Source organism: Streptomyces stoeckheimensis, assembly GCF_045822005.1.
GTDB lineage: Bacteria > Actinomycetota > Actinomycetes > Streptomycetales > Streptomycetaceae > Streptomyces > Streptomyces stoeckheimensis.
The window spans coordinates 7,278,234-7,291,301 of sequence record NZ_CP169550.1 but is presented as its reverse complement, the minus strand read 5'-3'; the positions used below and the strand labels follow the sequence as shown (position 1 = coordinate 7,291,301).

The window sequence follows — 13,068 nt, the reverse complement described above, 5'->3', positions numbered from 1 at the left end:
CGCGGTGCGTCAGATCTGCACGTCCACGAGGAACGGCCCGGGATGGGCGAGCATCCGCCCCACCGCGGCGATCGCCTCGTCGGGCTTCTCCACCCGCATCCCGCCCGCCCCGAGCGACCGGGCCAGGGCGGCGAAGTCGATCTCGGGGTGCGAGAGGTCGAAGGAGCCCGGGAAGCCGTGCTGCGGAATCTCCCGCTCCCGCCAGTACTGGGCGATGTTGTCGTCCAGCAGCCGGTACTTGCGGTTGTTGCAGACCACGAACTTGGCCTCGATGCCGTGCCGGGCCGCGGTCCACAGCGCCTGGTAGGTGTACATCGAGCCGCCGTCGCCGGCGAACCCGACGACGAGCCGCTCCGGCCGGGCCAGCTTGACGCCGACCGCGCCCGGGAAGCCCACGCCCAGCGAACCGCCCCGGGTGAGGTGGTAGTCGCCCGGCCGCTCCGGCGGCAGGTACCGGGTGACCAGCGGGGAGGTGGTCAGCGCCTCGTCGAAGACGATCAGGTCCCCGCCCGTGCGCTCGGCCAGGGTCCGCAGGAAGACAGCCATCGGCGAACCGTCCGCATCCATCGCCTCCCGCTCGGCCTGGCCCGCCCGCACCCGCTCCCGGGCCCGTGCGTCCAGCCGCCCGGCCGCCGCTGCCCGCTGCGCGGGGGTGAGCAGCCGTTCCAGTACGCCGGCCAGCGCGCGCAGCGCCTGCCGGGGATCGGCGGCGAGCCCGAGGTCCACCGGATGGTTCTTGGCGATCTCGTAGGCGTTCAGGTCGATGTGCACGACCCGCGCGCCGGCCCGGAAGGGGCTCTCCAGCTCCGGGAACACCTCGGGGAAGACGTAGGTGCCGACGATCAGCACCCCGTCCGCGTTCCCGATCAGCTCCCTGCTGTGCGGGCCGAACATGTGGCCCGTCTGACCGCGGCGCAGCGGGTGCGAGGCCGCGATGTTCACCTCGGAGGAGTCGACCTCGTACACGTCGGCGCCGAGCAGCTCGGCGACGGCGACGAGTTCGCGCTGCGCCCCGGAGAGCGCGACCCCGTCCCCGACGAGGACGACCGGCCGCTGGGCGGAGGCCAGCAGCTCGGCCGCCCGCCCCACCGAGGCGGGCGAGGGCGCCACGTCCGTGAGCGGCACCGTGGCGGGCAGCACGAGCTCGGAGTTGAGCTCGTCCAGCACGTCCATCGGCAGCGCCACGAACACCGGGCCGCGCGGCGGGGTCAGGGCGATCTTCACCGCCCGGCGGATCGTGCGGAGCACGGAGTGCCGGTCGGTGACCCGGGTCGCGTACTTGGTCACCGGCTTCGCCATCGCCACGAGGTCGGACGCCATCTGCGCGTCCATGGCGTCGTAGCGCACCCCGGCGTCGCCGGCGACCACGACGAGCGGGGTGTGGCCGCGCAGCGACTGGTAGAGCATGCCGATGCCGTTGCCCAGCCCCACCCCGGAGTGGAGCTGGAGCAGCGCCGCCCCGCCGGTGGCGCGGGCGTAGCCGTCGGCGATCCCGGCGGCCACCGTCTCCTGGAGGGCGAGGACGTAGTGGAAGTCCTCCGCCGCGTCGACCGCGTCGAGGAATCCCTGTTCCACCGTACCCGGATTTCCGAACATGACGTTCAGGCCGTCGGCCTTGAACTGGTCGATCAGCCTTTCCCGTCCGGGAGTGGCTCCAGAACTCATCGAACTCCCCCTCCTCTTCCCGCGGGTATCGGAATTACCAGCCGTACCGGGTGAGACCGTTCTCCAGGACTTCCACGATCTTCTGCCCCGTGAGATACGAGTCGGGGGTCGAACGACCGGTCACGAACGGGAAGTCGACGATGACCGAGAGGGGGTGACCGAAATTCCCGTGGTACGCACCGCGCGGCCCGGTCGCATCGCGCAGGATGTACTCCAGCGGATACGGCGGCGGCCCCATGTTGAAATCGGTGCCGAGGAATCCGGTGCCGTCCTTGTAGTCGTACTCCTTGCAGTGGCCGGTCACGTGCTTGCCCCAGATGATGCTGCGGCGGTCGCCCCAGTCCCGGGCGAAGGCCAGGCAGGCGACGCCGTAGCACTCGGCCGCGACCACCTTGCCCGCGTTCTTGAAGGCGAGGATCAGGGCGTGCACGCGCTCGTTGTTGGCGAGGTCGACGATCGGACCGCTGCCGCCCACGATGAGCACCGCGTCGAAACCGGCGATGTCGGCCTGGAGCTTGTCCAGATCGCGGTGGTACTGCTCCAGCTTGGGCAGATAGGCCGAGTCGCTCGTGTACGGGCGCTCGGGGGCCCACGCTTCGATGTCGAGGGGGGAGTCGAGCCGGCTCGACTGCTCGAACTCCCGGCCCAGCCGGGCGTTCTCCTCGGTGGTGACCGAGCGTCCCAGCGGAGGATCGATGTAGTTCGCGTCGAGGCTCGGCGGGAGAGCGTGGGCACGCTTTCCGGTCGGCGTGGCGAATACGACTTCATAGCCCTGCTCGTCGAACTGGGATACGGGGCCGATCAGTTCTTCGGCCCAGTAACCGTGTTCGGAGACAATGACCAGAATCTTTCTGCTCACGGATTCCTCCAGGCGCCGCCTGTTGTCGTTGGCGTCCCCCACACTGGCCGCGCCCGGGGCTGCCGTCAAAGCGCTGGTATGCGACTTCGTGAGGTAGTCGACCAGGTCGTGGGGGCACCTCAGGAAGTCGTCCGGCGAGTTCATGAAGTAGCCGACGGACTACCTGACTTCGGCCGAATCCCTGAACCGTCGCCGGGGCCCCGCCTTATGGTCTGGACGCGCCGTGAATCACGGGCGCGCTGCAATCACGGGCGCGAAGCACGAGAGCGCGAGAGAGGGACGGGGACGATGACGATGGACCTGTTGTGCACCCACATCGAGTCGATACGTCCGGTGAAACCCGGCACCGAGGGCTGCGAGGAGTGCCTCGTCTCCGGTGACACCTGGGTGCACCTGCGGATGTGCCTGAGCTGCGGACACGTCGGCTGCTGCGACTCCTCGAAGAACCGTCACGCCACCCGGCACTACGGGACCACCGCGCACCCGATCGCGGCCTCCCACGAGCCGGGCGAGGACTGGGCCTGGTGCTACGCCGACAAGCTGATGCTGGACCCGGCGTGAGCGCGGCCCCGGAGAGCGCCGCCGCCGGCACGGCGCCCGCGAGCAGCACCGCCACGAGCTCTGCGCCCACGAGCACCCCCGCCGCGACCGCCGAAGCCGCGGCGCGCGCGGAGAACCGCAAGCCCGTCATCCTCGCCGTGGACGACGACCCGCAGGTGCTGCGCGCCGTCCGCCGCGACCTGCGCAGCGCGTACGGAGACCGCTACCGGGTGCTCGGCGCCTCCTCGGCCGCCGACGCCCTCAAGATCCTGGACTCCCTCGACGAGCGCGGCCACGACCCGGCGCTCTTCCTCGTCGACCAGCGGATGCCGGACGTCACCGGGGTCGAGTTCCTGCTGGAGGCCGTCAGCCGGTTCCCCGACGCCCGCCGCGTGCTCCTCACCGCGTACGCCGAGACGGACGCGGCGATCACCGCCATCAACCGGGTCCGCCTGGACTACTACCTGCTCAAGCCCTGGGACCCGCCGCACGAGCGGCTCTTCCCGGTCCTGGACGACCTGCTCTCCGACTGGCTCGCCACCTACCGCCCGGCGTACGACGGGATCATCGTCGCGGGTCACCTGGTCTCCCCCGGCACCCACGCCGTCCGGGACTTCTTCACCCGCAACGGCCAGCCCTTCCGCTTCCTCAACGTCGAGCGGGACCCCGAGGCGCTGACCGTGATCGCCGCCGCCCAGCCCGACGCCGCGCTGCCCCTGGTCCGCTTCCCGGACGGCTCGGTGCTCTCCGCGCCGACTGACACGCAGCTCGCCCAGCGCCTGGGACTGGCCACCACCGCCTCGCGCCCGCACTACGAGTGCGTCATCGTCGGCGCGGGCCCGGCGGGCCTGGCGGCCGGCGTCTACTCGGCCTCCGAGGGCCTGTCCACGCTCATGCTGGACTCCCGAGCCCCGGGCGGCCAGGCGGGCACCTCCAGCCTGATCGAGAACTACCTCGGCTTCCCCTCGGGCCTCTCCGGCGGCGACCTGACCCGCCGCGCCACCATCCAGGCCTCCCGCTTCGGAGCCGAGATCCTGCACCCGGTGGAGGTGACCTCGCTGACCCGTGACGACCCGGCGAAGATCCTGACCCTGGCGGACGGTACGGAGATCAGCGCCGAGACGGTGCTCCTGGCGACCGGGGTCTCGTACAACCGCCTGGACGCCCCGGGCGCCGACCGCTTCGAGGGCGCCGGGCTCTACTACGGCGCGGCGACCACGGAGAGCTCGGCGTGCATCTCGCAGCACGTGTTCATCGTGGGCGGGGCCAACTCGGCCGGCCAGGCCGCCGTGCACTTCGCCAAGTACGCCGCCCGGGTCACGATCCTGGTCCGCGCGGCCTCGCTCGACGACAGCATGTCCCGCTACCTGATCGACGAGATCGAGCGCACCCCCAACATCGAGGTGCGGGTCCGCACGACGGTCGTCCGCCTGCACGGCGAGGACCACCTCGAACGGCTGACCCTGCACGACTCCGAGACCGGCGAGGACAAGGAGATCCCGGCCCGCTTCATGTTCACCTTCATCGGCGCCCGCCCGCACACGGGGTGGCTGGCCGGGGTGGTGGAGCGGGACGAGTACGGCTTCGTGCTCACCGGCTCGGACCTGATCTCCAACGGCGGCGAACTCCCGGCGGAATGGAGCCTGGAGCGCGCCCCGTACCCGCTGGAGACCAGCGTCCCGGGCGTCTTCGCGGCGGGGGACGTACGGGCCCACTCGGTCAAACGCGTCGCCTCGGGCGTGGGCGAGGGAGCCATGGCGGTCTCCCTGATCCACCGCTACCGCTCGATGGGCTGAGAGCGAACAGCGCGCCGACCCCCTTGCGATCAAGCGCTGCCCGGACGCACCGTTGATTACATGATTACATCCGAGCAGAACGAGCAGCTCCGCTCCTGGTTCGCCGAGCGGCTGCCGGTGGACGTCTACGAGTCGCTCCTCTCGGTCACGGTCGACCGGGAGGAGATCACCGTCGTCGGTGAGATACCCGCGACCGAATCGGTGGCGGCCTTCCGCGAGCGCACCCGGGAACAGCGCGTCGAGGTGGCCCGGGAGGCGGAGGAGCTCTACCGCCGCAAGGTGTCCTGGGCCGCCCAGTCGGGCGAGGAGCGGACCCTCTTCACCCACCTCGCGGTCCCCGTCATGACCCGCCTGCGCCAGCCCGAGCGCCAGGTCCTCGACACCCTGGTCGCGGGCGGCGTCGCCCGCAGCCGCGCCGACGCCCTGGCCTGGTGCGTCCGGCTGGTCGGACGCAACACCGACACCTGGCTGACGGACCTGCGCGAGTCCCTGGACCGGGTCCAGCAGGTCCGCGCAGAGGGTCCGGACCTCACCGACTCCCAGAAGTCCGGGTCATAACGGCGAAAGATCTCCCGGCGCCCGCAAGATCGCGCAAGCCTGACACGGACCACCGGCGATCAACGCCCGACCCCAGGGAGAGGCCCGCACCATGACCACCACCGTCGAATACATCCGTTACCGGATCGCATTGGACGATCAGCCGGCTTTCGAGGACGCGTACGCCAGGGCCTCCGAGTCCCTGTCCGCCTCGCCGGAGTGCATCGACTACGAACTCGCCCGCTGCGAAGAAGAACCCGAGCGCTACATCCTTCGCATCCGCTGGACCTCGATCGACGCCCACCTGAACGGATTCCGCAAGGGCGAGCACTTCCCCGCGTTCTTCAGCGCGATCCGCCCGTACGTCACGGCCATCGAGGAAATGCAGCACTACCTCGTCACCAAGGTGGCCGGCCCCGGAAAGGCTTCCACCCCGTCATGAGCACCACACCGGACACCACACCGGACACCACGCCCACGATCTACGAGTGGATGGGCGGCGAGGAGGCGATGAACCGCCTCACCGACGTCTTCTACGCCCACGCCCTGCAGGACGAGATCCTGGCCCCGGTCTTCGCGGGCATGGACTCCGAGCACCCCCAGCACGTGGCGGTCTGGCTGGCGGAGGTCTTCGGCGGCCCGAAGCAGTACACCGCGTCCCACGGCGGCCACCAGCACATGGCCACCAAACACCTGGGCCGCGGCATCACCGAACAGCAGCGCCGCCGCTGGGTGGACCTCCTGACGGACACGGCCGACGAGGTGGGCCTGCCCACGGACCCGGAGTTCCGCGCTGTCTTCGCGTACTACATCGAGTGGGGCACCCGCATGGCCCTGATCTACTCGGGCCCCAACCCGCCCCCGGTCGACGCGGCCGACATCCCGGTCTGGTCCTGGGGCCAAACCCCACCCTGGATCCCGAAGTCCTGATCCACCACCCCGGCGGAGCCCCCTGGGCCCCGCCGGGCCCATCCAGCCCCGCCGGCGTTTGAGGCGCGGGGTCCGGGGCGGAGCCCCGATCTATGCCCCGCCGCACCATCCCAGCCCCGCCGGGGCAAAATCAGCCTCGCCGGCGTTTGAGGCGCGGGGTCCGGGGCGGAGCCCCGGCAGCCGGCCCCGGGCCGGACTCGGCGAGCAGCACCGTCAACCCCGGCGCGGCCGCACCGTCCTCGCCCTCTGCCTCGGCCCGCCAGAAGTCGACGGCCTCCTCCAGCACCTCCCGCAGCGTCTCCCAGTCCGCGGGCCGAGCCTCCGCATAGCCCCGCCAGGAGGTCACGACCAGGAGCCGCCCCGGCGCAGCCGGCAACCACGACAGATCCTTCAGCGCATCGGCCAGCGCGTCCCAGTTCCCCCCGAAGTACTCGGGAACCCGCAGCGCGCCCCCGCACCGCCGCATCAGCTCCGCCTTGCTCCGTACGCCGTCCAGATCCAGCCGTACGGTCGCCCAGCCGGCGGCCTCGGCCGCTTCGAGCGCGGGGGCCAGGGGTCGCGGGTCCAAGGTCATCGGAGAACCGCCTTGAAGGTCTCGTAGTGGTCGTCCGTGTAGAAGAACTCCCCGCCCCCACCGGTCACGATCCGCCGGGCCCCACGGTCCCGCTCACCGGGCGTCTTCACGGTGAACTCGTGGTAGTAGCCGCGCTTCTTCTGCGGCAGGGCCTTCTCGAAATTGCCGAAGACGGTCCCGTCCTGCCGGTACTGGTACGGCCCGCCCTTGTCGATCAGCGCCAGCACGTCCCGGGCCTGCTGCGGCAATGCCGAGGCCCGTACCGTCGCCATGTCCTTCGCCCATCCGGGCGTCGGCACGGCGGAACTCGCCGCCCCGCTCGGGGCAACGTCAACGCCGGAGCCGGCGCTCGCGCTCGTACTGGTGGCGGCGGCAGGCGCGGGTTTCTTCCCGCTGCAACCCACCGCACCGACCAGCGCCGCGCAGAGGAACACAGCCCCCAGCACACGCAGCAACGATCGGGGCACGTTCCGAAAGATCATGCACCGATCGTGCCAAATATCCGATTCTCCCGCGAATCGCGCGGTGTCTTCAGAGGGCGGACATCTTGGTGTACGGACTCAGGATGCGCTTGCGGACCTCAGGCCCGAATTCGACGAGGACAGCGATCCCCTCCTCAATGGCGACGACACGGCCGAGGCCGTGCTCGTCGTGAGAAACCCGGTCGCCGACGTTGAAGTGCCGGAGCGGCGCTTCCACGGGGGCCTTGAACGGGCTGGACGGCAGATGGCGGCGAGGTACTGCGGACTTTGTCATTGAACCCAGTATGCGCCCAGCAGGCCGTTGAACGGTCCGCCGTTCGGATCTCAATTACGGCACCATCCGCATCGGCGAACCTCGCGTGCCCGCGTTTGACCGGCATTCGTCCGGACAATCGGACCAATCCGAACAATCACTCGTCGGGGTCGGCCCGCTCCAGCGCCGGCCGCAGGCCCGGCTCCGACTCGGTCAGCAGGTAGTCCGCCACGGCGGTGTCGGTGACCAGGCTGGTCACCAGCCCCGAGCGGAGCACCGCGCCGATCGCGGACGCCTTGCGCAGCCCGCCGGCGATGGCGACGACCTCGGGGATCCGGCGCAGCCGGTCCGCCTCCACGGTGATGCAGCGCTCGCCGAGGTCCCGCCCGACCCGGCGCCCCTCGGCATCGAACAGGTGGGCCGACATCTCGGCGGCAACGCCCAGCGAGGCGTAGTGCGCCCGCTCCTCGTCGCTCAGCATGTCGTGGACGGTCGAGATGCCCGGCTCCCAGGAGCCGATGGAGACGGCGGCGACGGTCACCTTGTCGAAGTACTCGAAGGCCCGCGCGATCCCCGTCTGGCTCCGCAGGGCGGCCGCGGTGGCCGGATCGGGCAGCAGCATCGGTGCGTAGATGGGGTGGGCGTCCCCGCCCGACACCTGCGCGGCCCTGCGCACGGCCTCCACGGACCCGCGCTCGGCCGTCCCGGCGTCGTACACGCCCGTCAGCTGGACCACGGTGCAGGGAGGCAGCCGGTGCAGGGAGGCGGCCATGTGGATGGTCGACCGCCCCCACGCGAGGCCCAGCACATCGCCCTCGTTGACGAGCTCGCCCAGCAGATCGGCGGCCACGGCACCCAGGTTCTCCGGGTCCGGCGCGTCCTCGGTGGCATCGGCGGGAGACTCCACGACCACGGCGTGCCGCAGCCCGTACCGGGCGCGCAGCGCGTCGGACCGCTCCGCGTCCAGCTCGGCCGGTACGCGGATCTCGATGCGTACGAGGTCGCGCTCCAGGGCGGTCTCCAGGACCCGGGCCACCTTGAAGCGGCTCACGCCGAACTCCTCGGCGATCTGGATCTTGGACTTCCCCTCCAGGTAGAAACGGCGCGCCATGGCCGCCGCCTGCACCAGCTCCGCGGGTCCCATCCGCAGGGCTGACCGTCCCGCCGACATTGCAGACACCGCGTTCTCCTCACTGCTGTTCACACCATCGTGTTCACACTCTCGACTCGCCGTTCATCCTGTCAGATCCGACGGCCGTTGATCAGCCTGGACAGCTCCCGTTCACCGAGCTGTTCACCAAGCCTTGTTTCAGTGGTTGCAGGCCCAGGGCGCAGCGGCGACCGCCGCACCCGCCTGGTCACGCAGCGTGCGTACGGCTGCCGCCGGATCGACCGCTCCGTAGACCGCGCTGCCCGCCACGAACACGTCGGCGCCGGCCTCGGCGCACCGCTCGATGGTCGTCGCGGAGACGCCTCCGTCGACCTGGAGCCACAGCTCCAGACCGTGCTTGGAGATGAGTTCCCGGGTCCGGCGGATCTTGGGCAGCATGATGTCGAGGAAGGGCTGACCGCCGAAGCCGGGCTCCACGGTCATGATCAGCAGCATGTCGAGCTCGGGGAGGATGTCCTCGTACTGCTCGATGGGCGTCGCGGGCTTCAGCGCCATGGACGCCCGCGCCCCCTTGGCCCTGATCTCCCGCGCGAGCCGTACGGGCGCCGCGGCGGCCTCGGCGTGGAAGGTGACGGAACCCGCGCCGGCCTCGATGTACTGGGGGGCCCAGCGGTCGGGGTCTTCGATCATGAGGTGCAGGTCGAGCGGGATGTCCGTCGCCCGGCTGAGCGACTCCACGATCGGCACGCCGAGGGTGAGGTTCGGGACGAAGTGGTTGTCCATGACGTCGACATGCAGCCAGTCGGCCCCCTGGACGGCCTTCGCCTCCTCGGCGAGCCGGGCGAAGTCGGCGGACAAGATGCTGGGATTGATCTGAACGGCCATGCCCCAAGCGTGCCATGCCGCAATCGCCTTCCGGCCACTACCCCGGAAGTGGGGTGCAGGGGGGCGATCGCGGGGGGAGGACAAAGGAAGAACAGGATGCTATTCAAGTTTGACTAGCTGGGGCGGGCGGCCCTACGGTCGGAGGATGAGCGAGAAACTGGCGGCGATACTCCCCTGCAGGTCCATCCCCGAGACGGTCGGCTTCTACAAGGCCATCGGCTTCGAGGTCACGTTCTACCAAGAACGTCCGTACGCCTATGCCGTCGTGCGGCACGGTGAGGTCGAGTTGCAGTTCATGGCGCTGAAGGGCTTCGAACCGGCGGGGTCGTACGGCGCGTGCTACATCACGACCGACGACGTCGACGGGTTGTACGCGAAGTTCCGAGGCGGTCTGAAGCAGGAGCTGGGCAGGATCCCGACCCGCGGCCTCCCCCGGATCGGCCCGCTGAAGGACACCACCTACGGGGTGCGGCAGTTCATCATGGCCGACCCGGGCGGCAACAGCATTCGCATCGGTCAGCCGATCAGCGAGGACCTCCACCACGCACCGGTCCCGAAGGAACCGGTGGCCAAGGCCCTCCACATGGCCTCCTTGCTCGGAGACTCCAAAGAGGACTACCCGGCCGCCGCCAAGATCCTCGACCGCCTGCTGTCCTCCGACACGCTCGACGTCCCGCCCCCGGCCCGCGTCAAGGCCCTCGTCCTCCGCGCCGCCATGGCCGTCCACCTGGACGACGGCCCCCTCGCCGCCCGTCTGCTGTCCGAGGCCGACCGGATCCCGCTCTCGGCAGCCGACCGCGCCTCCCTGGCCGACGACCTCCTCCGCGCGGAGGACCTTCGCGCGGAGGACCTTCGCGCCGGCTGACCCGGAGGTCGTCGCGGACCCCTCACCCCGGGTCGCCGTAGCGCGCCGCGACCGCCGCGCCGCGGTCGCGCAGCCACGTGCGGAGCGACTGCGGGGCCAGGGCCTCCCCGTCCATGCCGAGCTGCCACAGGGCCCACCGGGCATGCCGTGCGTCCTGGAAGGTGACCTCCAGGCGCAGCCAGCCGTCCGCGTCGGGTTCCTCCGCGCGGACCGCCAGCGCGGTGTCGAGCAGGTCTTCCCGCCGGGCCGGGTTCACCCGGAGCAGCACGGCGACGTGGTCGCCGCCGGAGAGGAACCGCGCGGAGCGCTCCCGCCAGATCCGGTCCAGATCGACCCGGCTCGGCCGCTCGGCCGCTTCGGGGAGTTCCTCGGCGGACAGCACGCGCGACAGCCGGTAGGTGCGGTCCTCGCCCGCTCGCGTGGCCAGCAGGTAGGCCCGGTCCCTTACGGTGACCAGCCCGATCGGGTCCACCGTGCGCCACTGCGGCTGCTCGCCCGTGGCCGCGTAGCGGATCCGCAGCTTGTGTCCGGCGAGCACCGCGCGCCGGACCTCGACCATCGTGCCGCCGGGCACCTCCTCGGTGACCAGCCGGCGCGAGAGCAGGTCGGCCTCCGGGTCGACGAGGAAGCGCTGGGCCGCGTCGTTGGCGGCGGCGAGGTGGCTCACGGGCAGCGCGTCGACCACCTTGCGCATCGCCGAAGCGAGCTCCGGGCCCAGGCCGAACGCCTGCTCGCCGCGGCCCGGTCCGGCGGTCAGCAGGGCGAGGGTCTCGTCGTGGTTCAGGCCGGTGAGCTCGGTGCGGAATCCGGGCGACAGCGCGAAACCGCCGTGCCGGCCGCGTTCCGCGTAGACCGGGACCCCTGCGGCCGACAGCGCCTCGATGTCGCGCAGCACCGTACGGGGGGATACCTCCAGCTCGCGGGCGAGCGTGTCCGCGGTCAGCCGACCGCGCTGACGCAACAGCAGCACCAGCGAGACCAACCGGTCTGCGCGCATGCAAAAACCTTATCGGAATACACGACAAGGAATGGCGTGATTCCCGGCCGTGCTCGCCGCGGCCGGGCCGCCTAGCCGGTCCGGCGGATCAGTGCCAGGTACATCGCGTCCGTGCCGTGCAGGTGCGGCCACAGCTGGACGTCCGGGCCGTCGCCCAGTGCCGGAACCTCCTGCATGTACGGCCGGGCGTCGATCAGTTCCGCCGCGATCGGAGCCGCACCGGCGCCGCGTCCCTTCAGTACGTCCTCCACCACCACCCGGGTCTCCGCCAGGTGCGGCGAGCAGGTCGCGTAGCCCACGACGCCGCCCACCCGGACGGCCGAGAGCGCCTCGCGCAGCAGCCCGCGCTGGAGCGGCGCGAAGCTCTCCAGGTCCTCCGGCCGGCGGCGCCAGCGCGCCTCCGGGCGGCGGCGCAGCGCGCCCAGGCCCGAGCAGGGCACGTCCATCAGGACGCGGTCGAAGGAGCCCGGCAGCCACGGCGGGCGCGTTCCGTCGGCCGTGATGACCTGGTAGGGGCCCAGGTTGCCGGCGAGCGCCCGCTCGACCAGCCGGGCCCGGTGGGGCTGCTTCTCGGAGGCCAGCAGGAACGCACCGCGCTGGGCGGCGAGCGCCGCGAGCAGCGCGGCCTTGCCGCCCGGTCCGGCGCAGCCGTCCAGCCAGCGCTCGTCGCGTCCCTCGACCGGGACGGCCGCCAGGGCCATCGCCACGAGCTGGCTGCCCTCGTCCTGGACACCGGCGCGGCCCTCGCGCACCGCCTCCAGCGCGCCCGGTTCGCCGCCCTCGGCCATCCTGACCGCGTACGGGGACCAGCGTCCCGGCAGCGCCGAGTCCTCGCCCACCGCCTCCAGCAGCTCCTGCGCCGTGGACCGCCCGGGCCGCGCCACGAGGGTGACCTCGGGCCGCTCGTTGTCGGCCTCCAGCAGGTCCTCGATCCCGGCCCGGCCGCCGCCCAGCGAGTCCCACAGGGCGCTGACGACCCACCTCGGGTGCGAGTGGTAGACCGCGAGGTGCTCCTCGGCGTCGTCCTCGTACGGCGGGGCGACCTTCTCCAGCCACCCTTCGAGGTCGTGCGCGGAGATCTTGCGCAGCACCGCGTTGACGAACTTCGCCCGCCCGTCGCCGAGCACCACCCGGGCCAGCTCCACGCTCGCGGACACCGCCGCGTGGGTGGGGATCCGGGTCCCGAGCAGCTGGTGCGCGCCGAGCGAGAGCACGTCGAGCACCGGCGGGTCGACCTCGCGCAGCGGGCGGTCGATGCAGGCCTTGATGACCGCGTCGTACGTGCCCTGGCGGCGCAGGGTCCCGTACACGAGCTCGGTGGCCAGCGCCGCGTCCCGCGCCTGGAAGGTCTCGTCCTTGCGGGCCTTCTTCAGCAGCGGCGGCAGCACGAGGTTGGCGTACGCGTCGCGCTCGTCCACCGCCCGCAGCACCTCGAAGGCCAGCATCCGGACGGGGTCCTTCTTGGGCCTGCGGTACGGCTTGGCCGACTTGGCCGGCTTGCTACGAGGCTGCTCGCTCACGTGAAAGGTGCTCCGGGGTTACGGGAAGAACGACAAGACACAGAAAGGGAAAAC

Annotated in this window: 15 protein-coding genes; 6 read left to right on the top strand and 9 right to left on the bottom strand. The window is 71.2% G+C overall.

All coding sequences use genetic code 11. The annotated features are described in order from the left end of the window. Positions 1–9 precede the first annotated feature (9 nt). Both ACE1OC_RS33095 and ACE1OC_RS33090 read right to left on the bottom strand, forming a co-directional pair. A complete protein-coding gene (locus ACE1OC_RS33095) occupies positions 10–1,665 on the bottom strand; it encodes a thiamine pyrophosphate-binding protein (RefSeq protein ID WP_407840058.1) in 1,656 nt (551 codons plus the stop codon). Positions 1,666–1,699: 34 nt separating this feature from the next. Beyond that, positions 1,700–2,524 (bottom strand): type 1 glutamine amidotransferase domain-containing protein, encoded by an 825-nt coding sequence (locus tag ACE1OC_RS33090; RefSeq protein ID WP_274547903.1) that lies wholly within the window; start codon positions 2,522–2,524, stop codon positions 1,700–1,702. A gap of 288 nt (positions 2,525–2,812) precedes the next feature. Between ACE1OC_RS33090 and ACE1OC_RS33085 the strand changes: the two genes are divergently transcribed. The 5 genes from ACE1OC_RS33085 to ACE1OC_RS33065 all read left to right on the top strand — a co-directional run bounded on the left by ACE1OC_RS33085 (position 2,813) and on the right by ACE1OC_RS33065 (position 6,327). Next, complete coding sequence (locus ACE1OC_RS33085; RefSeq protein ID WP_250741351.1) at positions 2,813–3,085, top strand: UBP-type zinc finger domain-containing protein; 273 nt, start codon at positions 2,813–2,815, stop codon at positions 3,083–3,085. Positions 3,086–3,213: 128 nt separating this feature from the next. Further along, positions 3,214–4,860 (top strand): FAD-dependent oxidoreductase, encoded by a 1,647-nt coding sequence (locus ACE1OC_RS33080; protein WP_407841756.1) that lies wholly within the window; start codon positions 3,214–3,216, stop codon positions 4,858–4,860. Positions 4,861–4,920: 60 nt separating this feature from the next. Further along, on the top strand, positions 4,921–5,418 hold the full coding sequence (locus ACE1OC_RS33075) for a hypothetical protein (protein ID WP_250741350.1): 498 nt from the start codon (positions 4,921–4,923) through the stop codon (positions 5,416–5,418). Positions 5,419–5,509: 91 nt separating this feature from the next. Beyond that, positions 5,510–5,839: a putative quinol monooxygenase gene (locus ACE1OC_RS33070; RefSeq protein WP_407840057.1), complete on the top strand. Its 330-nt coding sequence runs from the start codon at positions 5,510–5,512 to the stop codon at positions 5,837–5,839. Then, entirely contained in the window at positions 5,836–6,327 is a 492-nt protein-coding gene (locus tag ACE1OC_RS33065) for a group II truncated hemoglobin (RefSeq protein ID WP_407840056.1), read from the top strand. Before ACE1OC_RS33070 ends, ACE1OC_RS33065 begins: the two co-directional genes overlap by 4 nt. A gap of 130 nt (positions 6,328–6,457) precedes the next feature. Here the strand turns inward: ACE1OC_RS33065 and ACE1OC_RS33060 are convergent, their stop codons facing one another. From ACE1OC_RS33060 to rpe, 5 genes are all read right to left on the bottom strand, one after another. After that, a complete protein-coding gene (locus tag ACE1OC_RS33060) occupies positions 6,458–6,901 on the bottom strand; it encodes a barstar family protein (protein ID WP_407840055.1) in 444 nt (147 codons plus the stop codon). Next, positions 6,898–7,173 (bottom strand): ribonuclease domain-containing protein, encoded by a 276-nt coding sequence (locus ACE1OC_RS33055; RefSeq protein ID WP_407841755.1) that lies wholly within the window; start codon positions 7,171–7,173, stop codon positions 6,898–6,900. The genes ACE1OC_RS33060 and ACE1OC_RS33055 overlap by 4 nt, the downstream gene beginning before the upstream one ends. A gap of 259 nt (positions 7,174–7,432) precedes the next feature. After that, a complete protein-coding gene (locus tag ACE1OC_RS33050) occupies positions 7,433–7,657 on the bottom strand; it encodes a hypothetical protein (protein WP_382969930.1) in 225 nt (74 codons plus the stop codon). 136 nt (positions 7,658–7,793) lie between these two features. After that, positions 7,794–8,807 (bottom strand): sugar-binding transcriptional regulator, encoded by a 1,014-nt coding sequence (locus tag ACE1OC_RS33045; RefSeq protein WP_250741550.1) that lies wholly within the window; start codon positions 8,805–8,807, stop codon positions 7,794–7,796. A gap of 138 nt (positions 8,808–8,945) precedes the next feature. Then, on the bottom strand, positions 8,946–9,632 hold the full coding sequence (gene rpe, locus ACE1OC_RS33040) for a ribulose-phosphate 3-epimerase (protein ID WP_407840054.1): 687 nt from the start codon (positions 9,630–9,632) through the stop codon (positions 8,946–8,948). A 145-nt stretch (positions 9,633–9,777) separates the two neighbouring features. On the opposite strand from rpe, the gene ACE1OC_RS33035 reads away from it, so the two are divergent. After that, positions 9,778–10,497, top strand: coding sequence for a bleomycin resistance protein (locus ACE1OC_RS33035; RefSeq protein WP_407840053.1), 720 nt, complete (start codon positions 9,778–9,780; stop codon positions 10,495–10,497). Between the two features lie 22 nt (positions 10,498–10,519). On the opposite strand, the gene ACE1OC_RS33030 is transcribed toward ACE1OC_RS33035, so the two are convergent. Together ACE1OC_RS33030 and ACE1OC_RS33025 are read right to left on the bottom strand one after the other, a co-directional pair. Next, the gene (locus ACE1OC_RS33030) at positions 10,520–11,494 is read right to left on the bottom strand and encodes a helix-turn-helix transcriptional regulator (protein ID WP_407840052.1); all 975 of its coding nucleotides are present in this window, start codon (positions 11,492–11,494) and stop codon (positions 10,520–10,522) included. A 71-nt stretch (positions 11,495–11,565) separates the two neighbouring features. Beyond that, the gene (locus ACE1OC_RS33025; protein ID WP_407840051.1) at positions 11,566–13,014 is read right to left on the bottom strand and encodes an RsmB/NOP family class I SAM-dependent RNA methyltransferase; all 1,449 of its coding nucleotides are present in this window, start codon (positions 13,012–13,014) and stop codon (positions 11,566–11,568) included. Positions 13,015–13,068 lie beyond the last annotated feature (54 nt).

What these genes read in the sequence shown, in the direction of transcription:
- ACE1OC_RS33055 (WP_407841755.1), bottom strand. Translation starts at nt 7,173, where the DNA reads ATGGCGACGGTACGGGCCTCGGCATTGCCGCAGCAGGCCCGGGACGTG.
- ACE1OC_RS33035 (WP_407840053.1), top strand. Translation starts at nt 9,778, where the DNA reads ATGAGCGAGAAACTGGCGGCGATACTCCCCTGCAGGTCCATCCCCGAG.
- ACE1OC_RS33085 (WP_250741351.1), top strand. Translation starts at nt 2,813, where the DNA reads ATGACGATGGACCTGTTGTGCACCCACATCGAGTCGATACGTCCGGTG.
- ACE1OC_RS33050 (WP_382969930.1), bottom strand. Translation starts at nt 7,657, where the DNA reads ATGACAAAGTCCGCAGTACCTCGCCGCCATCTGCCGTCCAGCCCGTTC.
- ACE1OC_RS33075 (WP_250741350.1), top strand. Translation starts at nt 4,921, where the DNA reads ATGATTACATCCGAGCAGAACGAGCAGCTCCGCTCCTGGTTCGCCGAG.
- rpe (WP_407840054.1), bottom strand. Translation starts at nt 9,632, where the DNA reads ATGGCCGTTCAGATCAATCCCAGCATCTTGTCCGCCGACTTCGCCCGG.
- ACE1OC_RS33060 (WP_407840055.1), bottom strand. Translation starts at nt 6,901, where the DNA reads ATGACCTTGGACCCGCGACCCCTGGCCCCCGCGCTCGAAGCGGCCGAG.
- ACE1OC_RS33095 (WP_407840058.1), bottom strand. Translation starts at nt 1,665, where the DNA reads ATGAGTTCTGGAGCCACTCCCGGACGGGAAAGGCTGATCGACCAGTTC.
- ACE1OC_RS33065 (WP_407840056.1), top strand. Translation starts at nt 5,836, where the DNA reads ATGAGCACCACACCGGACACCACACCGGACACCACGCCCACGATCTAC.
- ACE1OC_RS33045 (WP_250741550.1), bottom strand. Translation starts at nt 8,807, where the DNA reads ATGTCGGCGGGACGGTCAGCCCTGCGGATGGGACCCGCGGAGCTGGTG.
- ACE1OC_RS33070 (WP_407840057.1), top strand. Translation starts at nt 5,510, where the DNA reads ATGACCACCACCGTCGAATACATCCGTTACCGGATCGCATTGGACGAT.
- ACE1OC_RS33030 (WP_407840052.1), bottom strand. Translation starts at nt 11,494, where the DNA reads ATGCGCGCAGACCGGTTGGTCTCGCTGGTGCTGCTGTTGCGTCAGCGC.